The organism is Cardiobacteriaceae bacterium TAE3-ERU3 (assembly GCA_019218315.1).
Classification (GTDB): Bacteria; Pseudomonadota; Gammaproteobacteria; order Cardiobacteriales; family Cardiobacteriaceae; genus JAHUUI01.
The window spans coordinates 510,928-534,224 of record JAHUUI010000002.1 but is presented as its reverse complement, the minus strand read 5'-3'; the positions used below and the strand labels follow the sequence as shown (position 1 = coordinate 534,224).

Annotated in this window: 26 protein-coding genes; 11 read left to right on the top strand and 15 right to left on the bottom strand. The window is 52.4% G+C overall.

Annotated features, from left to right (window positions below; all coding sequences use genetic code 11):
- The first annotated feature begins 3 nt into the window (after positions 1-3).
- From nspC to KRX19_06030, 5 genes are all read left to right on the top strand, one after another.
- Positions 4-1,200, top strand: a complete 1,197-nt coding sequence (gene nspC, locus KRX19_06050; protein ID MBV7434588.1) for a carboxynorspermidine decarboxylase — start codon at positions 4-6, stop codon at positions 1,198-1,200.
- A complete protein-coding gene (locus KRX19_06045) occupies positions 1,197-1,970 on the top strand; it encodes a metallophosphoesterase family protein (protein MBV7434587.1) in 774 nt (257 codons plus the stop codon). Before nspC ends, KRX19_06045 begins: the two co-directional genes overlap by 4 nt.
- 2 nt (positions 1,971-1,972) lie before the next feature.
- On the top strand, positions 1,973-2,860 hold the full coding sequence (gene speB / locus KRX19_06040) for an agmatinase (protein ID MBV7434586.1): 888 nt from the start codon (positions 1,973-1,975) through the stop codon (positions 2,858-2,860).
- Entirely contained in the window at positions 2,857-3,213 is a 357-nt protein-coding gene (locus KRX19_06035; protein MBV7434585.1) for a hypothetical protein, read from the top strand. Before speB ends, KRX19_06035 begins: the two co-directional genes overlap by 4 nt.
- Before the next feature lie 192 nt (positions 3,214-3,405).
- The gene (locus KRX19_06030; protein ID MBV7434584.1) at positions 3,406-4,773 is read left to right on the top strand and encodes an APC family permease; all 1,368 of its coding nucleotides are present in this window, start codon (positions 3,406-3,408) and stop codon (positions 4,771-4,773) included.
- A gap of 55 nt (positions 4,774-4,828) precedes the next feature.
- Here the strand turns inward: KRX19_06030 and KRX19_06025 are convergent, their stop codons facing one another.
- The 15 genes from KRX19_06025 to KRX19_05955 all read right to left on the bottom strand — a co-directional run bounded on the left by KRX19_06025 (position 4,829) and on the right by KRX19_05955 (position 17,439).
- Positions 4,829-5,083 (bottom strand): hypothetical protein, encoded by a 255-nt coding sequence (locus KRX19_06025; GenBank protein ID MBV7434583.1) that lies wholly within the window; start codon positions 5,081-5,083, stop codon positions 4,829-4,831.
- A 23-nt stretch (positions 5,084-5,106) separates the two neighbouring features.
- Complete coding sequence (locus KRX19_06020; GenBank protein MBV7434582.1) at positions 5,107-5,295, bottom strand: 2-hydroxymuconate tautomerase family protein; 189 nt, start codon at positions 5,293-5,295, stop codon at positions 5,107-5,109.
- 42 nt (positions 5,296-5,337) lie between these two features.
- Complete coding sequence (locus tag KRX19_06015; protein ID MBV7434581.1) at positions 5,338-6,348, bottom strand: RelA/SpoT domain-containing protein; 1,011 nt, start codon at positions 6,346-6,348, stop codon at positions 5,338-5,340.
- The gene (locus KRX19_06010) at positions 6,348-6,590 is read right to left on the bottom strand and encodes a hypothetical protein (GenBank protein ID MBV7434580.1); all 243 of its coding nucleotides are present in this window, start codon (positions 6,588-6,590) and stop codon (positions 6,348-6,350) included. Before KRX19_06010 ends, KRX19_06015 begins: the two co-directional genes overlap by 1 nt.
- Positions 6,591-6,703: 113 nt before the next feature.
- The gene (locus KRX19_06005) at positions 6,704-7,414 is read right to left on the bottom strand and encodes a nucleoid-associated protein (GenBank protein ID MBV7434579.1); all 711 of its coding nucleotides are present in this window, start codon (positions 7,412-7,414) and stop codon (positions 6,704-6,706) included.
- Between the two features lie 120 nt (positions 7,415-7,534).
- A complete protein-coding gene (locus KRX19_06000) occupies positions 7,535-8,245 on the bottom strand; it encodes an electron transport complex subunit E (protein MBV7434578.1) in 711 nt (236 codons plus the stop codon).
- The gene (locus KRX19_05995) at positions 8,238-8,828 is read right to left on the bottom strand and encodes an RnfABCDGE type electron transport complex subunit G (GenBank protein ID MBV7434577.1); all 591 of its coding nucleotides are present in this window, start codon (positions 8,826-8,828) and stop codon (positions 8,238-8,240) included. Before KRX19_05995 ends, KRX19_06000 begins: the two co-directional genes overlap by 8 nt.
- Positions 8,825-9,763, bottom strand: coding sequence for an RnfABCDGE type electron transport complex subunit D (locus KRX19_05990; protein MBV7434576.1), 939 nt, complete (start codon positions 9,761-9,763; stop codon positions 8,825-8,827). Before KRX19_05990 ends, KRX19_05995 begins: the two co-directional genes overlap by 4 nt.
- Positions 9,760-12,024 (bottom strand): electron transport complex subunit RsxC, encoded by a 2,265-nt coding sequence (rsxC, locus tag KRX19_05985; GenBank protein ID MBV7434575.1) that lies wholly within the window; start codon positions 12,022-12,024, stop codon positions 9,760-9,762. Before rsxC ends, KRX19_05990 begins: the two co-directional genes overlap by 4 nt.
- Positions 12,021-12,572, bottom strand: coding sequence for an electron transport complex subunit RsxB (rsxB, locus tag KRX19_05980; protein ID MBV7434574.1), 552 nt, complete (start codon positions 12,570-12,572; stop codon positions 12,021-12,023). Before rsxB ends, rsxC begins: the two co-directional genes overlap by 4 nt.
- Before the next feature lie 5 nt (positions 12,573-12,577).
- Positions 12,578-13,153 carry an electron transport complex subunit RsxA gene (rsxA, locus tag KRX19_05975; GenBank protein MBV7434573.1) on the bottom strand — a complete coding sequence of 192 codons (576 nt, stop codon included), beginning with the start codon at positions 13,151-13,153 and terminating at the stop codon, positions 12,578-12,580.
- A gap of 103 nt (positions 13,154-13,256) precedes the next feature.
- Positions 13,257-13,685 carry a GNAT family N-acetyltransferase gene (locus tag KRX19_05970; GenBank protein MBV7434572.1) on the bottom strand — a complete coding sequence of 143 codons (429 nt, stop codon included), beginning with the start codon at positions 13,683-13,685 and terminating at the stop codon, positions 13,257-13,259.
- Between the two features lie 2 nt (positions 13,686-13,687).
- Positions 13,688-16,006, bottom strand: a complete 2,319-nt coding sequence (locus KRX19_05965; GenBank protein ID MBV7434571.1) for a DUF87 domain-containing protein — start codon at positions 16,004-16,006, stop codon at positions 13,688-13,690.
- Positions 16,003-16,668, bottom strand: coding sequence for an HAD-IB family phosphatase (locus tag KRX19_05960; protein MBV7434570.1), 666 nt, complete (start codon positions 16,666-16,668; stop codon positions 16,003-16,005). The genes KRX19_05965 and KRX19_05960 overlap by 4 nt, the downstream gene beginning before the upstream one ends.
- Before the next feature lie 3 nt (positions 16,669-16,671).
- Entirely contained in the window at positions 16,672-17,439 is a 768-nt protein-coding gene (locus KRX19_05955) for a FadR family transcriptional regulator (protein ID MBV7434569.1), read from the bottom strand.
- Between the two features lie 154 nt (positions 17,440-17,593).
- Here KRX19_05955 and KRX19_05950 point away from each other — a divergent pair, with 154 nt between their 5' ends.
- The 6 genes from KRX19_05950 to KRX19_05925 are packed head-to-tail and all read left to right on the top strand — an operon-like array spanning position 17,594 to position 23,152.
- Positions 17,594-18,346 (top strand): SDR family oxidoreductase, encoded by a 753-nt coding sequence (locus tag KRX19_05950; protein ID MBV7434568.1) that lies wholly within the window; start codon positions 17,594-17,596, stop codon positions 18,344-18,346.
- Between the two features lie 27 nt (positions 18,347-18,373).
- Complete coding sequence (locus KRX19_05945) at positions 18,374-19,216, top strand: fumarylacetoacetate hydrolase family protein (GenBank protein ID MBV7434567.1); 843 nt, start codon at positions 18,374-18,376, stop codon at positions 19,214-19,216.
- 1 nt (position 19,217) lies between these two features.
- Positions 19,218-20,504: an L-fuconate dehydratase gene (locus KRX19_05940; protein ID MBV7434566.1), complete on the top strand. Its 1,287-nt coding sequence runs from the start codon at positions 19,218-19,220 to the stop codon at positions 20,502-20,504.
- Positions 20,497-21,330, top strand: coding sequence for an amidohydrolase family protein (locus KRX19_05935; protein ID MBV7434565.1), 834 nt, complete (start codon positions 20,497-20,499; stop codon positions 21,328-21,330). The genes KRX19_05940 and KRX19_05935 overlap by 8 nt, the downstream gene beginning before the upstream one ends.
- Entirely contained in the window at positions 21,327-22,100 is a 774-nt protein-coding gene (locus KRX19_05930; protein MBV7434564.1) for an SDR family oxidoreductase, read from the top strand. Before KRX19_05935 ends, KRX19_05930 begins: the two co-directional genes overlap by 4 nt.
- A gap of 29 nt (positions 22,101-22,129) precedes the next feature.
- Positions 22,130-23,152, top strand: coding sequence for a sugar ABC transporter substrate-binding protein (locus KRX19_05925; GenBank protein MBV7434563.1), 1,023 nt, complete (start codon positions 22,130-22,132; stop codon positions 23,150-23,152).
- The last annotated feature ends 145 nt before the right edge of the window (positions 23,153-23,297 follow it).

Here is a 23,297-nt window from a genome sequence, read left to right as displayed (position 1 = left end):
ATAATGCAGCCACTTTTCCAATCAAAACCAACCACCATGTACGATACATTTTCTACTTTCGATACCATGCGCGTACCGACGCCGTGCTACGTCATCAATACTGCATTGCTCGAGCGCAATTTGCAGCTGCTCAACCGTGTGCAAGAAGAAAGCGGCGCAAAAGTATTACTCGCACTCAAGGGCTTTGCCATGTACCACTACGCGCCTCTGATCAGCCGTTATTTATCCGGTGTCTGCGCCAGTGGTTTGCACGAAGCCTTGCTTGGCCGCCAGTATTTTGACGGCGAAGTGCATACCTTTTCAGCGGCGTTTCCGCCGTCTGATATTGAGGAAGTGTTGTCGCTCTCCGATCACGTTATCTTCAATTCATTCAATCAATGGCAGCGTTACCAGCCACAAATAGAAGCGGCAAAAGCACTCAAGCCGCATCTGGAGTTTGGCCTGCGCATCAACCCGCAGCAATCCGAAGGCACAGTCGAGATTTACGACCCCAGCGCACCGGGCTCGCGCCTCGGTATTATCCGTGACGACTTTGACGGGCAATCACTTGAAGGTATCAGTGGCCTGCATTTCCACAATCTCTGCGAGCAGGATATTGAGCCGCTTAAGCGGACCCTTGACCGCGTTGAGCGCGACTTTGGTGAGTTCTTGCCGCAAATGAAATGGGTTAACTTTGGCGGTGGTCACCACGTCACCCGCGAAGATTATCAGGTTGATGAACTGATTGAGTTGATCAAGGCATTCCGTGAGCGCTGGGACGTGGACGTCATCATCGAGCCGGGTGAGGCAATTGCCATCGGCACCGGCGTCTACATTACCGAAGTACTTGATACCAAATACAACGCGATGGATATTGCCATTATCGATGGCTCTTGCACCGCGCACTTGCCCGACGTACTGGAAATGCCGTACCGCCCTGAGTTGCTTGACGCAGGCTTGCCCGAAGTTAAAGCCTACACTTATCGCATTGGCGGGCTGACTTGCCTTGCCGGAGACGTGATTGGCGATTTTAGCTTCGATGCACCGCTGGAAATCGGGCAGCGCTTGATGTTTATGGACATGGCGCACTACACCATGGTCAAAACCAATACCTTCAACGGGGTTAAATTACCTGCGATCGTTGCATGGGATAGTCGCGACGACAGCCTTAGCGTGGTGCGTGAATTTGGCTATGAAGACTTCAAAACGCGCCTGTCGTGAAGATAGCAATCCACAGCGACCTGCATACCGAAGTCAGCCTCTGTACGCTCGATGGCCTCGATGAGGCCGATTTGCTGGTGCTCGCTGGCGATATTGGCGATAAATACACCTTGCCGATTTTCCTTGAGCGTATGCGCCGTGACGCACCGGACTTACCGACCCTGTATGTGATGGGTAACCATGAGTTTTACCATCACGAATACTTTGAGGCTAAAGAGACGTATCGTGACATTTGCGCGGCGTACGACGTGCGCATGCTCGATAATGAAGCTGTGTTGTTTAATGACGTGCTGATTGCCGGCACAGTTTTATGGTCGGATTTTTGCTTGGCAGGTGATCAGGCAGCCTCGATGGCATGGGCGCAGCGCGTCTTGCCCGATTTCAAATACATCGCCTATCGTGATGCCATCTTTACCGCGGATGATATGCTCGCCGAGCATCAGGTCGCGGTGCAATTTTTGCAGGAAACTCTGCAACGCGAAGCCGCACATAAATTGGTTATCAGTCATTTTTTGCCCAGCCGCAAAGTGGTCGCACCCAAACATGCCAAAATAGCCGATGATCTCATCCGTTCGGCGTATTGGACGAGCGATTTACCTGATCTTTATCACCTTGCCGATACGTGGATTTATGGGCACAGCCATGAAAACGTCCTCACCTCAGACAAAGGTTGCCGCTTTATTAGCAATCAGCGCGGCTACAGCCGCAAAATGAATGGCCATGAAAAAAATGGCTACCAACGCAATTTTATTTTTAATTTAGAGAGTTAAGCATGAGCAATATTTTTCTCGGTTCTGAAATCGAACAACCCAAAGAAGACGAAGCACTGTTTCACATCGTGCCTGTGCCATACGAGCATTCAGTAAGCTACGGCGGCGGCACTGCCCAAGGGCCTGAGGCGATTATCGTCGCTTCTGATCAGCTGGAAACCACTGATGGCATCAGCGAACCGTGTAATGAAGGCATTTATACCCATCCGGCGATTGATTGCAGCGGTGATGCGGAAACCGTCATGCAGCGCATCCGTGAAGTGAATGCACGCATTGCCAAGCGCGGGCAAATTCCGGTTGTACTCGGCGGCGAGCATACCGTCAGCTACGGCGCAGTAATGGGCGTTGCCGATGCCTATCCTGATGAGCCACTTGGGGTAATTCAGTTCGACGCACACGCTGACTTGCGCGACAGCTACGAAGGCAGCAAATGGAGCCACGCCAGCGTCATGAAGCGCTTGGTCGATGAAGGCATGCACCTGTTCCAGCTGGGCGTGCGTGCGATGAGCGTTGCCGAGCAGGGCGTGCGCGATGAACACAAAGACCGCATCCACTGGCTCGATGCGCGCGAGATTTGTCGCCAAAACCCACAGCACAGCTTTACTTTGCCGGAAAACTTCCCCAAGAAAATCTACATCACTGTCGATATTGATGGTCTCGACGGTGCAATCATGCCCGCAACCGGTACACCAGTCCCCGGCGGTCTGACCTTTTGGCAAATGGTTGATCTAATCGAATCCGCAGCGGGTCAGCGTGAAGTGGTCGGCATCGATGTAGTTGAATTTGCGCCGATTGACGGACTGCACGTCTATGACTACACCAGCGCTGAAGTGACCTACAAAATGATGGGCAGCGTTGCGCGTAATCGTAAAAATAAGGAATCATCATGAAATTCATCTTGGCTTTAGGTGTTGCACTCGGTCTTTCGGCTTGCGTTGCCGGCGGGCAAAGCAGCAACAGCATCAATATCGGCGGCAATCTCGATTTGATTGACGAGAATCATGCCGAAATCAACAGGGACGGCGTGAGCTACGTGCTCGATAGCTATATCGTTCCGTTCCAAAGACCGTACTACATCACGGTTAAGCGTACTGATGGCGCGGTACTGACGCTGCAAGAAGCGGAAAGCATTGCAGTAGAATACATCGCTCCGCGTGGCTGTACTTCTCCACTGGAAAGAAGAGCAGACCTGGATCAGCACAATCAAGATCAGACTGAATGGATGATTGGCATCTCTTGCTGATGTTCATGCGGGTAGCGGTCGGTACTGTTAGTCAGGCGAACTAACGAAATGGCAAGCAGTGCCGACACCATGTTGCGGCGCTGACGTATAGTGGTCAGTGGCGTAATATGTCGTGCGCTATGTCAATCATACGTTAGAGTTATATGATCCAGTAGGCTATTATTGCTGAAATAAACCAAAAAACGGAACATCATGAGTAAGGGAAATATCACTTTTAATCAGGCAATCGCGATCAGTATCGGCTCGATCATCGGCTGGGGCGCGTATGTATTGCCCGGCAACCTGTTTTTGACCAAAGGCGGGTTTTACAGCTCGGTGGCCGGCTTGGCAGTGGGGTCATTTTGTGTGTACGTCATTGCGATGGCCTATATTTTCTTGCTCAAAAGAACACCAGAAAATCAATCTGGCGGTGTGTTTTGGGTGCAGAAATATCTCAACAGCCGACACGCTTTTGTTTACGGCTGGGGTGTGGCGCTGGCGTATCTTTCAATTATTTCCCTGAATTTGTCCGCGGTCGTATTGCTGCTGCGTTTCTTATTGCCAGATGGTGTGCAAGCTTTTGTTTACCTCTATTCAATCGCCGGTTGGGATGTTTATTTAAGCGATATTTTATCTTGCGTCTTGATCCTCGGCGTGTTCGGCATTGCCAACTATCGTGGCATTGAAATTGGCGCAAAAATTCAGCTACTTATTTCAACGGTGATGATCGCATCGGTTCTACTTATTTTTGCTGGATCAGTCACAGATGCAGTTGGTTCAGATCAGCCGTTATTCCCTGATTTGGCAGAAGTAGATACGGTCTGGACGTGGGCATGGGTGCCGATTCTGGCGGTGATGCCGTGGGCGTATGTCGGCTTTGAAACGACGCCGCAACTCTCACGCGATATTGCCAACTCCCGCACGCGCACGCAATACATCATCACCATTTCGATGTTTTTTGGCTTTGTTTTTTACCTATTGGTCGATTACGTCACCGCGCTGAATATGCAGTTTGATTACGGCGCTGTGATGGCCAGCGACTGGGCAACCGGCGAAGGCATCGAGCAGGCAATGGGGAACTTCGGCATGGTCGTCCTCGCGGTTGCCATGCTGATGTCGATTCTCAGCGGTATCAATGGCTTCATGCTTGCAACTTATAAACTGCTCGAATCAATGATTCGCGAAGATTTACTCGCATTTGGCGACAGCGTCGGCAGGCAGGCACGCCATAAAAGAATTATTTTGCTGATTTGCGCGGTGTGTATCACCACACCGTGGTTAGGGCGCAATTATCTGCTTGAGATCGTCAATATGGCGTCGCTGTGGATTTCGTTCGGTTATCTGTATGTGGTGTGGATTGCATTCAGCGAGCAGCGCAAAGAGGGCAAAGTGTCGCTGATGATGCTGCTCGCGCTGGTTATTGCCGTATTGTTCCTATTGTTGCTCCTGTTGCCATTCTCACCAGCAGCACTCTCCGGCGATGCCTACATCATGCTGGTGGTCTTTATCGCACTTGGTGCCGTCTTTTTCTACCGTAAATTCATCAGCAAAAATGCCAAGCACTTTGTTGATGATGAATAGAGAGTATTGGCGTCAGCTCAGCTATATTGGCTGAGCTGCTTTTTGTTTGGCGGCGCTATGAATGCAGCAGCATTGAGCCGCCAAATCCTGCGCCTAGTAGCAGTAACCCGATTGATAGCATCCACAGGGCATGCGTTTGTTTGCGATACCATGCGATGAATGGTGCGGGGAGAAAGAGTAAGCAAAGTATGGCGTCCAGCCATTGCTTGCGAAACAGGCGGCTGAACGTCACGATTAGCCAGCCAGCAGTGACGGCTGCGACACCAATTAGCGCCATCATGACGCACAGTGCATTAAGTGTCTCATTCATGGTTTGTATCGCAGCCAGCGGGCTTATTTCTTATCGAGGCGCAATTCTCCGCCTTGGGCAAAGTTTTCCGGCTTCATTTCGTCAATTGAAATCCATATCGCACTTTCAGGTACGCCGATGCTCTCAGCAATCGCTTTGGTCACGGCTTTGGTCATGGCGCGCTTTTGCTCGACTGTGCGGCCTTCGATGATTTTGATGTTGACGACTGGCATGGGATGCTCCTGTTTTCTATGAGAATAAATATGTGTTTGATTTTAGGTGGAAGGCCATGTTGGTGTAATTCCCAAGTCACTGTATATCTTTTGAAGAATTTCAATGTCTAGTGGCCAATGCTTAGGTAGTAAATTACGAAATTTTTTTGCTAAAAAATATATTAATATAATAAAAGAATGTCTAAATTCTATTAAGTCATTTTGCCTGTTTTTAATTTTATTAATTACATAAATATAATTGGGATCTTCAAGAAAGATCGAAAACTCACCTATTGATGATTTTTTCAATAGTTTATTGAGTTCGTTAAGTAAGTAAACTGAACTTTTTGTATCATCAATGAGATTTATATCGCCAAAATATTTTTTTGATTCAGTATTAATAGCGTCTTCCCAAGCATTTATATCAGCTGTTGCACTATCTAATAATTCCTTTGCATTACATAATAAATCATCTGTTGTTTCCATTAGAGCCATGCTTTTTGCAAATGCTCTATGAACCTCAGGTGAAGCCGCTATATTGCCCTTATAAATAGTATCATGGGCAAGCTCAGCGTAAGCATGTTGTAATAGGGTTCTTAATTGAACCTCACAAGGCGTCCCCTTTTTTATTATGGTATCTTGATATTCGATATCACTGGATGCATAAACAATATAGTGTATAGACTGGTAATCAAATAATCTTGGATCATTTTCTTTCCATTCATCAAATTCTTTATCTTTTGACCATGTCCAGTGATCTGATTTCTCAACTATTTCACTTAGTAATTTGAGTTGATATGTGAGTGCTACTACAAATCGAATTCCTGCTTTGTCTGTGATTTCTTTATATGGATCCTTATATTTATTTCGTTTTCTAATAAATGCTTTTGTTACTAAAGAGTCTACTTGTTTAATTCTTTTTGATGGTGATATCTTGACGCATTCATGATATAACTCTCTTTTTTTTAATGTATGCAGTATTTCATTATCAATTTTATGTAATACAAAGTCTGCCCATGCTGTATACATAGGTAACTCTCGTTCATAAAGTTTGATAAAATCTGCGCGTTTCACTATTCTTGCTCAGTCAATTTGCCTTTGATTTTTAAGGTAGTAAATTCGCTATTTACATCAATAATTTGAACGACTTCTTTAAATGTGTCTGCTGGTGCCGTTAGCTTAACACTAGAAGAAAAGTTCATTTTTCTTTGTCTTAATTTTCCTTTTATTAAAGAGTTATTCTTAGCTATTGCATTAGTTGGAAAGTTCTTACTTTCCATATAAGAAGCGTAGCTGTCTCTTAACTCTTCATTCATGAATTGTTGGGCAAAACTACCAAACTGGATAGTGTTGCTTTGGTCAGTTTTTAGATATGTATGTAATGCCTGTTGTAGATCTACCTTACTTTCAGTTGATATATCAGAATCATTTATAAATTTTTTAGTATATTCAAAAAGTCTCGTGTTCGTTGTTCAGCATTTTCGGGAATTGTGAGTCCTAAGAAGCTGGAATAGAAATACCTTGCCGCTTTTCTATCATCATTTGCTTGGATATTACTGTCAAAAACATAAGCTTCAAAGTCCTCACTGCTTCTAGGACTGCTGTTGCTACTCTCTTTATTAATCTCAACAAAGACACCTACCTTGTAAAGCTTAGCTTGAGGTGTAAGTATTAGATTTTCCAAATAATCCATGATTACTTTGTCTTCGACTTCTCTCCCTATAAAGCCAGCCTGCTGTTCAGCTTTTATAATAAACAAACATCGATTATTAGCAGCACTAGCAGTTCCATCAATAATAACTAAAGTTCCACCAGGCCAGCGTTTACTTGTGTGGGCTGTAGTATGTAGTTCTGCTATTTCTACTGAGTTCTTTATAAAATTTGAGTCATTGTCCGATAAGAGTCTAGTAGCACAATGGAAACAGCTTGTTTCACCACTTTGCGCTATATCCATTTGTAAACTATGTGAGCCATTACCAAGAACACTACTGATACGTTGTTGTAGCTTATCAAGCCCGTCCTTGGATAGCTGTGTTAAAGCGTTACTGGCAAATGGATCAACACGACCCTCATCGTTAGGCTTGTAAACATTATGCAGAATTATTCTATGGAAATTAAGATTGTCAAAAGTAAAGTTCATCTAAATGCTACTCCTATACTTAATTGATTTTCATAAGTTAAAAATCATATTAGAACTATAACTAAAAATTGATGCAGTAGTATCTTTATACAAAAACAGTCATCTAGTTTGGTCAGTGTACTACAGCGATGTGACTTGTTCTTGCTCAATGGCAGCAGGGGTTTTGGTATAGGGATTAGCGTGGCGAAGTTTGCGTTGCCCAAGGTGGTGATCGATGGCGTTCTTTGCCGCAATCAGCAGGCCATAGCCGATAAAAGCACCGGCGGGCAATGCGGTGAGGATAATGCCGTTTTGGGTATGCAGGACGGTGATAGTCAGATCAATGCCCTCACCAAATAAACGGTCGGCACCGGCAAATAACGTACCTTGCGCCAGTACTTCACGCATCATGCCGAGCAGTAGCAATACCCACAAAAAGCCAAACCCCATAAATAATCCATCAATTGCCGCGAGTGGTACGGGATTTTTCACCGCGTAGGCTTCGGCGCGGGCGATGATGGCGCAGTTGGTGACAATCAGAGCGAGGTAAATACCAAGTGATTGGTAAAGCGGGTAGGCAAAAGCCTGAATGACGGTTTCAGCGACGGTTACCGCTGAGGCAATCAGCAGAACAAAGACGGGAATACGGATTTCAGGGCGCACCCATTGCCGCGTTGCGGCAACCAATACGTTGGACAGCAGCAAGACGAATAGCGTTGCCACGCCCAGCCCGAGGGCATTAATGGCATTATTCGACACTGCGAGCAGCGGACACAAGCCGAGAATCTGCACCAAAGCAGGGTTGTTGGTCCATAAGCCATTATTAATGAGCTTGCGTGTTTCACTACTCATGTTGCGTTGCCTCATCTGCGTGCTTGGCCCATGCCTGTAATACTGCGCCAACCAGCTCGGTCACTGCGCGCGGGGTGATGGTGGCGCCGGTAAATGCGTCAAAATCGCCGCCGTCTTTTTTGACTGCAAAGCGCGTATCTCCGAGTTTTTTGCCGGCAAAGCCGAGTATCCACGGTGAAATGCGTGCTTCGATTTTATCACCAAGGCCGGGGGTTTCCTTGTGGCTCAATATGCGCACGCCGAGTAGCGTGTGGTTGTCAGGCGCAATACCGATCAGTGCTATGATGTCGCCACTGTAGCCTTTGCCGGTGGTCGCTTCGATAAAGTGCTCGCCATTTTGCCCTTGGTAGTAAGTCATCGCTTGCCCATCGAGCGTAATCGGCGTGGCGGTGTCAAGCAAAGCAGTTGTGATGTCAGCCGGGGTAATGGCGCGGAAGTTGGCGAGCAGCGCTGCGTGCTGCTGGGCGAGGATGTTCGGGCGCACCAGCCAGTACACGGCACTGACGCTGATCAAACAGGCGCAGGCAAATGCACCGAGAATCAGCGCAGGTTTACGAATGTTGGAAGGTATGAACAATTTCATTTATAACGCGGTTGGGTGAGCGGGTCGATGAGCGGGACGCAGGCGTTGGCGAGTAGGGTAGCAAAGGCAAAGCCGTCCGGGAAGTTGCCGAGGCTGGCAATACACACGCTTAATGCGCCAATCAATGCACCATACATCCAGCGGCCACGGTTTGTCGTCGCGGCAGTTACCGGATCAGTGGCGATAAAGCACGCGCCAAAAATTACGGCGCTGTTGAATAGATACGCTTGTGGCGCGAGATAGGCGCTGCTGTCGTTGAGCCAAAAGATGGTCGATGTGATGGCGGCTGCAATGATGACAGAAATGGTTAGCCGCCAGTCGAGATAGCGGTTAAGCGCCAGCCACGCTGCGCCAATCAGCCATGCCGCATTAACGAGCATCGTTGGCGTATGCCACGCTGCGAGTGAGCCGACGTCGCCGCTATCGATACGCTGCATGCGCGCGGCATCGAGAATGGTTGCTCCGGTTGTGGCGTCATATTCTTGCCACAGGGTTTGCAGCCCTAGCCACTCGCTGCTTTGCTGGCTCATCAGAGCGGGAAAACTGATCAGCAGAAAAGCATAGCCGACCATCGCCGGATTAAAGATATTCATGCCAAGCCCGCCGTAAAGCTGCTTGGCAAATACAATCGCAAAAAAGACACCGGCTGCGACCAGCCACAGCGGCGCATTGACTGGCATGCTGATTGCCAGCAACAAGCCGGTCAGGATCGCGCTGCCATCGCTGATTCGGGTTAGCCAATCACGGCGACGGCGCAACAGCAAAATGGCTGCCTCACTGATCACTGCAGTCAGTGCCGCAATAGAGAGTTGCCCGATCCAGCGCGTACCGTCAAACAAACACAATAAAATCACCCCAGGCAATAAGGCGAGAATAACTTGCCACATGATGCGCTGGGTGGACGGGGCAACGTGGATGTACGGGGCACTGTTCATGAATCATTTTTCCGTTGTTGGCGAGCGGCACGGCGCTCAGCCGCTTTGGCTTTAGCAGCGGCGAGTTTCTGCTCACGCTCGCTATTGTCGTCAGTTGTAGGCTGTTCTGCAATTGGCTTTTGAGCTGAGTCTTGGGCTTGCTCAGGCTCGGCTTTCTGTTGACGAGCGGCACGGCGTTCGGCCGCTCTGGCTTTAGCGGCGGCGAGTTTTTGCTCGCGTTCGCTATTGTCGTCTGTTGTGGGCTGCTCCTGAATAACATCTTGGGAAGAATCAGGTTCATCCTGTTTTTGTTGTTTGTGGGCGGCACGGCGTGCTGCTGCACGTGCTTTGGCAGCTTCAATCGCTTGTTTGCGTGGGTCGCTATCAGGATTGGCGTGCGCGGTGGGGTTAAATCCACTTGGCTTGCCAATTTGTGCCGCTGGTGTGCTGTTTTCTTTTCCATTACTGTGTGCAGCGCGGCGCTCAGCGGCTTTGGCTTTTGCGGCAGCAAGTTTGTCCTCGCGGCTTTGTTCGCTTGGTGTAGCGCTGTCTTGCTCATTATTTTGGGCTTTGCCTGCTTTACGTACAGCCGCACGTGCTTTGGCGGCTTCTATCGCTTGTTTGCGTGGGTCGCTAGCACTGTTGTCGTGTGCAGTGGGATTAAAGCTGCTTGGTTGTCCGGTTTGTGCCGCCGGGCTGGTATTCGCTTCCTGTGCACGCGCAGCGCGGCGTTCGGCGGCGCGGGCTTTTGCTGCTTCGATAGCACTTTGCTTGTCATCTTTGCTGTCAGCTGGTGCAGGTTTGGCGGCTTGTGCTGCTTGCAGGCGGGCGCGCTTTGCCGCCATACGTGCTTCGCGTTCCGCTTTTTCGCGCTCAAGGCGGGCTTGACGCGCTTCATGGCGCTCGCGGGCTCGTTCGGCAAGCGCTTGTTGCTGGCGGGTATGGCGGATGTCGGCTTTGCTGTGGCGGTAGTATTGCACCAATGGAATGTTGGACGGGCAAACGCTGGCGCAGATGCCACATTCGATGCAGTCAAACAAGCGGTATTGCTCGAGGCGCTTGTGTTCGCTGTTGCGGCTATACCAGTAGAGTTGCTGTGGCAAGAGCTCCATTGGGCAGGCATCCGAGCAGCGTGCGCAGCGAATGCAGTTTTGCTCGACTTCCCGTGGTGTGGCGGGTAAAAGCAGGACGCAGTTGGTGGTTTTTTTCAGCCCCGCGCTGCGCTCGCTGAGTTCGTGCCCCATCATTGGCCCGCCAATAATCAGGCGTGCGTCATCTTGTGCACCGCCGGCGTGGGTGATGAGTTCGCTAATTGGTGTGCCGATGCGCACACGCAGCACTTGCGGCTTGGCAACCGCTTCGCCGGTAACGCTGACGTAGCGCTCGATCAATGGCTGACCGAGCACAACCGCATCGTGGATAGCTTTCATGGTTGCGCTGTTGTGGCAGATGAGGCCGTAATCGGCGGCATGCTGGTCGGGCGGAACGCGGATACCGAGTAGCAGTTCAAACAGTTGCCGCGAGTTGCCGGAAGGGTAGCGCACCGGCACGACTTCGACGCGAATGCGCTCGTCACCACTGGCTTCAGCGGCGGCTTTGAGTGCGGCGATGGCTTCGGGTTTGTCGTCTTCGATGCCGAACAGGATGTGCTCGGCTTCAAGTATGTGGGCGCTGATTTGTGCGCCTTTGATGACCTCGGCGGCGCATTCGCGGATTTGTAGGTCGTCGCAGGTGATATACGGCTCGCATTCGGCGGCGTTGACCACAAGCGTATTGGTGGCGTGGCCAAGCTTGCGTGCGGTGGGAAAGCCCGCGCCGCCCATACCGGCGATGCCGCATTGATAGATGCGTTCGAGCAATACATCGCGCTGTTCGTCTTGCCAGTTGCTCAGGTCGGGCAGCTCAGGGGCGGGCGCGTCATGACCGTCGCAGTCAATAACGATACATTGTGCGGGCAGGTTGGATGGATGCACGTCGGCGTGTTCCATAATCGCGCTGACCGTGCCAGAAGTCGGCGCATGTCGCGGGACGGATGCGTGGCTACTCGGGATACTGATGATTTGTCCGCGCTGCACTTTATCACCGACTTTTACTTGCGGAATCTGCATTTCACCATCGCGCTGACGCAGCGAGACATAAAGCTGCGCCGGAATCGGCATGGCGCTGCTGGGCTGCTGCGTGGATTGGCTTTTGTGCGCCGGAACGTGCAGCCCGCCGTGGAAACCACGTTGGCCGATCGGGTTGGCAGTGCCAAGATTTTTGATCCAGTCGAGCAGCTTCATGGCGCACTGTCCGGTTCGGGTTTGGGCGGTATCCAGTCGCGACTGATCAGCGGGCGTGGCTGCATGATGATGCAGTCAACCGGGCACGGCTCGACGCATAATTCGCAGCCGGTGCATTCGTCGCTGATGACGGTGTGCATTTTCTGATTGGTACCGAGAATGGCGTCGACCGGGCAGGCTTTGATGCACTTGGTGCAGCCGATGCACCAGTCCTCGACGATGTAGGCAACTTGCGGCGGCTTTTCCTCGCCGTGTTCGGCGTCGAGTGGCTTGGGTTCGACACCAAGCAGATCGGCGAGCTTTTCCACACCTTCCTGTCCGCCGGGCGGGCATTGGTTGATGTCGGCTTCACCGTCGGCGATTGCTTTGGCGTAGGGTTTGCAACCGGGAAAGCCGCATTGGCCGCACTGGGTTTGCGGTAGTACTGCGTCGATTTTCTCGACCAGCGGATCTTCATCGGTTTTGAATTTTTTGGCGAAATAGCCAAGTAGCGCACCGCACAGCACCATGAGCACAATCAGGGCAATGAGCCCTGCGATGACCCACATTGCGGTCATACCCAACCGCCAAAGCCCATAAACGCGATCGCCATGATGCCGGCGGTAATCAGTGCGATCGGGCTGCCTTTAAACGGGCGTGGAATGTCGGCGGCTTCGAGGCGCTCGCGCATTGCGGCAAAAAGCACTAGAACGAGTGTAAAACCAAGTGCGGCGCCGAGGCCGTAAACGGCTGATTCAAGCAGGTTGTGGCGGGTGCTGCTGTTGAGCAAGGCAACGCCGAGTACGGCGCAGTTGGTGGTAATCAGCGGCAGATAGACGCCGAGCACCCGGTGCAAAAGCGGGCTGGTTTTGGCAATGAATAATTCGGTCAGCCCGACCAGTACGGCAATCGCAACGATAAAGCTGATTGTGCGCAGGTATTCGATGCCGTAAGGGATGAGCAGGTAGGTATCAATTAAATAGGCGCTGACCGAGGCGAGCGTCAGCACAAAGGCAGTGGCAAAGCCCATGCCAAGCGCGGTATCCATTTTGCGCGACACGCCCATAAACGGGCACAGCCCGAGAAACTGGCTGAGCACGAAATTATTGACCAATACGGTCGCGAAAATGATGGTGAAATAGTGTTGCATGGTGCTTTTCGGGCAGTGCGCCCTGCCTCTGGACTGCCTGCCCGTTTGGTTTTGTAAAAATTGAGGGGTATTTTACCGCAAGCGAGGTTGTTTTTCAGCGCTGTTATTCGATGAGATCTTTACCGTAGTAGTCGATATAGTCATGCTGTTGCCAGCCATGCGCTGCCCAAAACGCTTTGCCGCTATGGTTATCATTGAAAATCATCAGGCGCATTCTTGTTATACCACGCTCTTTCAAGGCATTTTCACAGGCATTGAGCATGCGGGTGGCGATGCCACGGCGTTGATGACTGGCGGCAATCGCTGCGTGGTAAATGGTGCCGCGGCGGCCGTCGCAACCGCACAGCACGATACCAACCAACTCATCGCCATCCATAGCAACAAAGTTGATGCCGGGATTGAAGGCGAGAAAGTTGGTCAGTGCTTCGGGTGTATCGTCAACGGGGTGCATACCCATATTGGGCGTGCTTGCCCATAGCTCAAGTGCGGCAGGGATGTCATTGGGGCGGCATTCGCGGATGGTTATCGTCATCTTTACTCCGGTCGATACAGTACGGCGAGTTCATCAATCTGGATGTCGCGGCTGGTGGCGCTGATGCTGCGTGTGGTGAGCGCGATGCTCTGCGTGTCGTAAGTGGTGCGCAGGTCGTCGAGTTCTTTTTCCAATGCGGCTTCGAGGTCGGCGACTTGTTGCTCGATGAGTGCGAGCTTGGCTTCAGCGGCGGCGACGTCCTGACGCTCTTTACCGATACGTGATGCACGGCGTAGAGCAGTACTGGTGTTACGGCGGTTACTGCGACCAGTGAATGCACCGAGCAGTGCACCGCCAATGCTGATGCCTGCGTCTATCCAGCTTTGTGTGCTTTGGCTTTTTTGCGTGGCGAGCTGATTTTCGGCGGTGAGTAATTGCTTTTCAAGCGTGGCTTGCTTGCGTGCGTAGCGCTCGCGGATGGCGTCCATGTCCGCATCGCGTGCTTCACGGGCGATGGGCATGAGGCGATTGCGGAAGCTGGCTTCGTCTTCGCCGGGTTCGCTGTAGGTTTTGAGGTCTGCAGCGTAGTAGAGTTCGAGGGTGTGTTGCTGGCGCAGATAGGTTTTAAGGGCTTTTTCTGTCTCTTGCCAGGTTTTTTTATAGCTTAGCTGGACGGCTGCAGGGTCATGTATGGCTGGGCGATTAGGCGCTTGGTTGAGTTGGCCAAGATTAAGGTTGAGTGGTAGTGATTGGCTCCAGTCGGGTTCGTGGCTGTGTGCGTCGGTGGCGAGCAGCAAGCTTTGTTCGTGCTGTGTATTGCTGGTGCGATCCTTGAAATACAGGGTAGCGCGAGCCAAAAGCCACGGGCGGTAGTGGACGGCTGCAAGTGGCATGCTGGTTAGCGGTGCATAGTAGTGGCCGATACCATCGGGCAGGATGGGAAGGCTGTCGTTGCTGTTTGGTGTTTCGGCAGTGCTAGCAGCCGGGTTGTTTTCGCTGTCTTCAGGTTTGAGCAGTGCGAGGCGGGCTTTGTCGAGCGGGCCAGCGAGGTAGCTCATTGCCCAGCGGGTATGGAACAGGCAGGGGACGTTTTCGTGTACGTTGTGCAGCAGGAAGGTGCGCTTGCCGAGTTGGTTGAGTGCGGCGTCGAGGTCTTCACTGCTAAATGCCCCGGGGCTGGCGGCGAGCAGGCCGTCACGCAGGCGGGCGCGGTCTTGCGCGGTTTGCAGGCGGCCGACGAACCATGTTCCGGCGTTGGATAGCGCTTTGTAGTCAAGGTCGATGGGGTTTTGCGTCGATAAGACGAGACCTAAGCCGTACGCACGGGCCTGCTTAAGCAGGGTGAGCAAGAGTTGCTTACTCGGTGGGTTGGCAGTTGGCGGCAGGTAGCCAAAGATTTCATCCATATAGAGAATGGCACGCAGGGTGCCGGTGCCGCTTTGCTGGCGCATCCACGAGATGAGGTTGGATAGCAGCAGGGTGACGAAAAACATGCGTTCGTCTTCGCTAAGGTGTGCGATGTTAAGTACCGCGGTTTGCGGGCGCTGCTGTGCGTCGAAGAGCAGGTTTTGGCTGTCTAGCGGTGCGCCTTGCGTCCAAGCGCTGAATGAGGGCGAAGCGAGCAGGCTGTTGAAGCTGGTTGCGAGGCTTTTGCGGGTTTTGTCGCTGATCACGTCGTCGAGTGGCATAACGCCAAGCTCTTTGAACGGCGGGCGCAGGATGGCTTTAATCAGGTCAGCGAGGCTTAGGGTTTGCCCTTTGTCCCAGTGGTGACGCAGGATTTGGGTGAGGAAAATGTGGATGGGGTCGAGCGAATCGCTTTTATCTCCGGTGAGTGCGAGTAGTGCCGAAGCACAAGCATCAAGGGTTTCTCCGTAGGCTTCGCTGTCGCCGCGCAGTGTGGCATCGGGCGGCGCGAGGTCAGCGAGTAATGAGAGCGGCACACCGTTGTTGCTGCCGGGGGTATAGATGGTGACGGGGCTGGCGTCTTTGAGCGCTTGCATGCGTGCGGGGCTTTGTCCGCTTTCGGTGATGCCTTTACGCCATGTTTGTGCAATTTGTGTAGCCCATTCATCGGTGCTTAGTCCTTGTTGAGCGAGGGTTGCGGGGTCAGCCCACGGTTTGAAGTCTTCGGGGCGTAATTCGGGGAAGTTGAGCGCGAGGTTGCCCATATCACCTTTGGGGTCGATGGCAATCACCGGAATGCCATCGAGCGCAGCTTCTTCGAGCAGACAGATGCCAAGGCCGGTTTTGCCCGAGCCGGTCATCCCGACGATTACGGCGTGGGTGGTGAGGTCTTTGGCGTCGTAGTTGATGGCGAGTTCGGGTAGGTCGATGTCGCTGCCGAGGTAAAATTGGCCGATTTTTTCCTGTATGTTCATGATGCTACTCCGAGGATGGGCAGGAGGCCGCGTAAGTCTTGTTCACGATAAAAGAGGGTGGCGGTTTGTTCGACGTTGGCGCGGCTGATGACGCCGCCGTAGCCAATCACGGCATCGACGCCACCGAGTGCTGCGACGTCACTGGCGCCGTCGCCAATCAGTACTGTGTGGCTTAGATTGTGGCGTGCTTTCCATGCAGCGGCAATCTCATGTTTGCCGTCAGCAGTGGTCAAAGGTGATGGCTTGACGGCGCGGTAGTTGCCGTCGTCGTCAAAGTCGAGTTCGACGGCGTGGACGTCGTCTGCGGCAATGCCGAGCCGTGAAGCGAGTGGCAGGATGGCATCGCGCAGTCCACCGCTGATGATCCCAGCTTTAATACCACGCGATTGCAGTGCGGCGATGGTTTCCGCGGCACCTGTGGTGATGGTGTCGAGGTATTGCTGCGCGATGGCGGTGATGTCGTCGCGGTGCGGGTGGATGATGTCGAGGCGTTTGCTATACACGGCTTCAAGTGGCACTTCGCCATTCATGGCGCGATCAGTGAAGGCGGCAATTTCAGCGCGGCAATTGGCGTGAGCGGCAAGCTCGTCGATTCCTTCAATGGTCGAGAGGGTTGAGTCGCAGTCAAAAAGGACGCCGTCTGGCTGGAAATCAAGTTTCATTATTTAGGTTCCTTGTATCGCTTTATCTTGAGCCTTATTCGGGGCTTTATCTGTATTTTTGTTCTGCGCATTCATGAACATGGTCATGACGTTGTGCAGGTGTTCGTGCATGGCGTGGCGTGCGGCGTCGCTGTCGCGTGCTTCGAGGGCAATGAGAACGGCAAGATGCTCTTGCTGTGAGCGCATCGGCATGTCTTCAGGCGTGTAGAGCCGCTGTAGGGTGGTAAACAGTTTGCCATATTTGTGCCCAAGCAATTCACGCATGAAATAGGCGTAGGCATCGTTGCCGCTGGCTTCGGCGATGCGGATGTGAAACAGGCGGTCGCCGATATGAGTGGTTGAGCCTTGGAGGTTGTCCTGCACGTTCATCAAATAGGCTTCTTTGATTGCGCGTAGCTGGGCTTTATCCATCGACTTGGCCGCGAGTGCCGCTGATTCCGGCTCAATCAGTAGCCGTGCTTGCAAGAGCGAAAAAGGCGAAATTTCTTCTTGCGAATTGTCGAGGTAAGGGCTGATTTCGGGGTCAAGTGGCCAGTCAAGGCTAAGCGATGCGTTACTGTCGTCGGCAATGACGTAGACACCGCTACCAAGCTTGACCTGCACCCAGCCTGACACTTCAAGCGCAATGATTGCCTCACGCACAGATGTTCTGCTGACGCCAAGCTGCTTGGCGAGGTCTCGCTCGCTGGGGAGTGGTGCGCCGATGGGGTAGTCACCTTGCCTGATGCGCTGCTGAATGGTGTGAACGATGGTTTTATAGATGCGCTGCATATTTATATTTATAGGAAATGTTTACAGGTATTTTAACGGAAATAAGGGCATGGTGGATATGTGAATTGGTTTGAATGAAAGCTATTGTACTGACCAATTATTTTGGGTATGATTTTAACCATGGGATAGTTATTAAACAGACAGGTTAATTATTATGAACATCGATTTGCACGGAAAGATATGTGTGGTGACTGCAGCAGGTCAGGGGATTGGACGTTCGTCAGCACTGGCGTTTGCCGAAGCAGGTGCGGAAGTCATTGCGACTGATATTAACCAGCAGGCATTGAATGAATTGCAGCACGAGCGTATTCGCACTGCGGTGCTAGACGTTACTGACAGCGCTGCGATCCGTGATTTCTTTGCCGGCCTCGATGGCGTGGATGTGTTGTTCAACTGCGCAGGCTGGGTTCCGGCCGGTACGATTGAAGATTGCAGCCGTGAAGACCTCGATAAGGCATGGCTGATTAACGTGTCGTCGATGTTTGAAACCATTCAGGCGGTGTTGCCGTCAATGCTGTCGCGCGGTAGCGGCTCAATTATCAATATGTCCTCAGCCGCTTCGAGTATCAAGGGCGTACCGAACCGCTTCGCTTATAGCGTGACCAAGGCAGCGGTAATTGGTCTGACCAAATCTATAGCTGCTGATTACGTGACCAAGGGCATCCGCTGCAATGCGATCTGCCCGGGTACGGTTGAAACCCCGTCGCTTGGCCAGCGCATCGAGACCCAGGCTGCCGAAAGTGGCCGTAGCGTTGAAGATGTGTACGCTGATTTTGTCGCACGCCAGCCAATGGGGCGCGTTGGTAAGGCTGAAGAAATTGCTGCACTGGCAACCTATCTTGCCAGTGACGCTTCCGGCTTTACCACCGGTACTTGTCAGGTGATTGATGGCGGCTGGTCTAACTAAATACAACATCATTAAGGAGTACAAGCAATGAAATTACTGCGTTATGGCAATAAAGGACAGGAAAAGCCGGGTTTACTTGATGATGACGGCAAAATTCGCGATTTATCAGCGGTAGTTGAAGATATTGACGGCGCAACGCTGGCGAACAAACTCGGTGAGTTACAAAAGCTGGATGTAAGTTCATTGCCGGTCGTTGATGGTGAGCCGCGCCTTGGTGCGTGCGTTGGTAAGGTTGGCAAGTTTATTTGTATCGGCCTCAACTATTCAGACCACGCCGCAGAAACCGGCGCAGATATTCCTGAAGAACCGGTGATTTTTAACAAGTGGACCAGTGCAATCAGCGGCCCGAATGACGACATCATCATTCCGCGCGATTCAAAAAAGACTGATTGGGAAGTCGAGCTCGGCGTGGTGATCGGCAAAGGCGGTAGCTACATTGACGAAGCTGATGCACTTGATCACGTTGCAGGCTATTGCGTGATTAACGATGTATCCGAACGCGAATTCCAAATTGAGCGCGGCGGCACTTGGGATAAAGGCAAGGGCTGCGACAGCTTTGGTCCGATTGGCCCGTGGCTGGTGACCAAAGATGAAGTTACTGATCCACAGAAATTGAGCATGTGGCTGGAAGTCGATGGCAAGCGCTATCAGGACGGCAGCACCGAAACGATGATTTTCAGCGTCGCGCATGTTGTTAGCTACTTGAGCCGCTTCATGAGCTTGCAACCCGGGGATGTAATTTCTACCGGTACACCGCCAGGCGTTGGTTTAGGGCAAAAGCCGCCTGTTTATCTGCGTGCCGGTCAGGTCGTCCGCCTTGGCATCGAAGGCTTGGGCGAGCAGCAGCAAAACGTCACCGAGGCGAAATAACATGAGTATTACGATTACTGATTTGGAAGTCTTGGACGTCCGCTTCCCGACCTCGCAAAGCCTCGACGGTTCGGATGCGATGAACCCCGATCCGGATTATTCCGCCGCTTACGTCATCCTGAAAACCGATGGTGAACACGAAGGCCACGGCCTGACCTTCACCATCGGGCGCGGCAACGACATTTGCTGCGTGGCGATTGAAGCGATGCGCCATTTGGTCGTCGGGCTGAATCTCGATGAAGTGCGCAGCAATCCTGCGCTGTTCTGGCGCAAGCTCACCGATGACAGCCAACTGCGCTGGATTGGCCCGGACAAAGGTGCGATGCACTTGGCAACCGGTGCCGTGGTCAACGCGGTATGGGATTTGTGGGCGAAGGTTGAGGGCAAGCCGGTATGGCGTCTGGTCGCAGATATGTCGCCGGATCAGTTACTCGATTGCATTGATTTCCGCTACCTCACCGACTGCGTGACCCGTGAAGAAGCACACGAGTTATTGCACAAGTGGAGCGAGGGCAAGGCTGAGCGTATCGAGCGCCTGCTTGCCGAAGGCTACCCGTGCTATACGACTTCGGCCGGCTGGCTCGGCTACAGCGATGAAAAGCTGGCGCGCCTGTGTCAGGAAGCAGTTGATGCCGGTTTCTCGCACATCAAGCTCAAAGTTGGCCGCGATCTGGAAGACGATATCCGCCGCCTGCGCATTGCGCGTGAAGTGATTGGCCCGGATCGTCAGTTGATGATCGATGCCAACCAGATTTGGGAACGCGAGCAGGCGATTGAATGGGTCAAGCAGCTTGCCTTTGCCAAGCCGTGGTTTATCGAAGAACCGACCTCGCCTGATGACGTTGAAGCTCACCGCGCTATTCGTCAGGCAGTTGCGCCGGTGCAAGTTGCAACCGGTGAAATGTGCCAAAACCGCATTATGTTCAAGCAGTTTATCATGCGCGAAGCGATTGATGTGGTGCAGATTGACGCTTGCCGTATCGGCGGCGTGAATGAAGTGCTGGCGGTATTGCTGATGGCAGCGAAATACGGCCTCAAAGTATGCCCGCATGCGGGCGGCGTGGGCTTGTGCGAATACGTACAGCATTTGTCGATGATTGATTACCTGTGCTTCTCGGGCGAGAAGGAAGGGCGCGTGACCGAATACGTTGATCACCTGCACGAGCATTTCTTTGATCCGTGCGTGATTGAAAATGCCGCGTACATGCCGCCAAAGGCAGCCGGTTTTTCAATCGAGATGAAGCCGGAGTCATTGCAACAGTACCGCTTCAGGGGGCTGAATGATTGATAGCCACGTTCATTTCTGGCACTACGACGCATCGGCGTATCCGTGGATAGCGCCGGAAATGGATGCGTTGCGCCGCGACCGTTTGCCTGCCGATATGGACATGCAGCGTCACGGTATCAGCGGCTGCATTGCGGTGCAGGCACGTTGCGATGAAGCAGAAAATGCCTTTCTGCTTGATTTGGCAACGCAGCACGATGCGGTGTTGGCAGTGGTCGGTTGGCTCGATTTCTGTGCCGCAGATATTGACGACCGTTTGGAAAGCCACGCGCATTTGCAAGCACTGTGCGGCTATCGCCATATCGTGCAGGACGAACCCGATCCGAGCCTGTTTTTGGCACGACCGGACTTCAATCGCGGTATTAAGCGCTTGCAGCAGCGCGGTATCACATACGACGTATTGGTGCAGCAAAAAGACCTCGATGCGGCGCTGCAATTTTGTGCCAGGCACGATAAGGCGCAGTTGGTGGTTGACCATCTCGCCAAGCCGGTCTTCGGTGATCGCGAGCAGCGCAAGCATTGGCAGCGGGCAATGAAGGAACTGGCGGCGATGGAACACGTCGCAGTCAAGCTGTCGGGTATCTTACTCGAAGCAGGTAAAGGCGCCGGTTTGGACGAGGTATCGCCGTATTGGTCGGATGCGCTGGAATGGTTTGGCACGGGGCGTTGCCTGTGGGGTTCGGATTGGCCGGTGAGTTTGCTCGGCCATGAATACAGCGAGCTGCTTGATGTGTGGCAGCAATTTGCGGCACAGTTGAGTGCGGCAGAGCGCATGGATGCCGAAGAAGGCACAGCGCGGCGCGTTTATCGCTTGGAGGAAAACGTATGAATCTGGATTTGAAAGATAAGGTATTTGTTGTCACCGGCGGCGGCTCGGGCATTGGCGCAGCGATTACCGCATTATTGCTCGAAGAGGGCGCAAAGGTTGCGATTACTGCACGTTCACCGCTGAGCGATGAAAACCGCGCGTTGTTCGATAGCAAAGGTGATTACGCGGTATTCACGACCGAACTGACCGACGAAGCGGCGTGCAAACAAAGTATTGATGAGATCAAGGCCAAATACGGTCGCATTGACGGGTTGGTTAATAACGCCGGGGTCAATGACAACGTTGGCTTGGATGCGGGCGTGGACGCATTCCGCGCATCGCTGGAAAAGAACCTCGTGCATTACTACACCATGATGCATTACTGCTTGCCCGAGATTGAGCAGCACGGCGGTAGCGTGGTTAATATCGGCTCGAAAACCGCGTGGACGGGGCAAGGTGAAACCAGTGGTTACGCCGCAGCCAATGGCGGGCGTATGGGGCTGACCCGTGAATGGGCGGCTGCGCTGCACGATCGCGGTGTGCGCGTCAATGCCGTGATTCCCGCCGAAGTCATGACGCCGCTCTACGAAAAATGGATTTCCAGCTTTGACGACAGTGAAGCAAAGCTCAAAACCATCACCCAGAAAATTCCGCTCGGACACCGCATGACCACTAGCGAGGAAATCGCTGCGACGGTGGTGTTCTTGCTCTCACCGCGCGCTGCGCATACCACGGGGCAATGTTTGTTTGTCGATGGTGGTTACACCCATCTCGACCGTGCATTGACCTGATTTTTGATTTTTCAACCGAGGAGAGACACATGAAACACACCAAGCAATTACTCGCACTGGCTGTTGGCTTTGCCGCAATGGGTTCTGCTGTGGCAGAAGAGATCACGGTCGGCTTCGATCAGCCACGCAACGACAGCGACTTCTGGACGGCATTCAGCCAGTACGCACCGGGCAAAGCAGAAGCAGCTGGCGTCAAGCTGTTCAATACGTCATCAAATAACGATGCACAAAAAATGATCGCCAACACCCAGCAAATGCTGCAATCAAACGTACAGGCGATCGTGCTTGCACCACAAGATACCGCAGCAGCAAAGAGCGCACTCGATCAGGCTGAAAAAGCGGGCGTACCAGTCGTTGCGGTTGATACCCGTCCTGATGCCGGTAACGTCTATATGGTCGTCCGTGCGGACAACAAGGCTTACGGCCGTAACGCTTGCATCGTGATTGGTGAAAAGCTCGGCGGCAAAGGTCGCGCGGTTGAGTTTCAGGGCGCACTGAACTCGATTAACGGTCGTGACCGCTCTGAAGCATTTGCCGAGTGCATGTCTTCAAATTATCCAGACATCGAAGTGATCGAAGTCCCAACCAACTGGAAAGCTGAGCCTGCAATCGCTGGCCTGCAAACAGCGTTGGCTGGTGGAGATGTGAACGGTATTTATATGCAGGCCGGTGGCGTTTACCTTGAGCCAACTTTGGCATTCCTGCGCCAGAAAGACCTGCTCAAGCCAGCCGGTGAAGAAGGCCACATCGTGATCGTGTCTAACGACGGCATCAACAGTGAGCTGAAAGCGATCCAGCGCGGCGATATTGACGCGACTGTCTCTCAGCCGGCTGATGGCTATGCAGAGTGGGCGCTGTACTATGCGAAAGCCGCCGCAAATGGTGAAACTTTTGCTGAAGGCGAAACTGACCACGGCTCAACCATCGTGTCACCACGCGAAGGCTTGCTTGAAGACCAAATTCTCGCACCAGTCGTCACCGCTGATGGCGCCACAATCGGCGAGTTGGAAACCGTTGCTGCTGACAGCGATACGCTGTGGGGCAATAACTAAGATAGTTAAACCTGTTTGGTGTGCAGACTGGCATTGCCTGCACATCAACCGGATTAACTGTTCTGATCGGGGCGGTTTCGCTGCCCCTTGATTAAATTAAACCGAGGGTTTCGCGCAAAAAGCATCTTGATCAATGTGTTTTTTG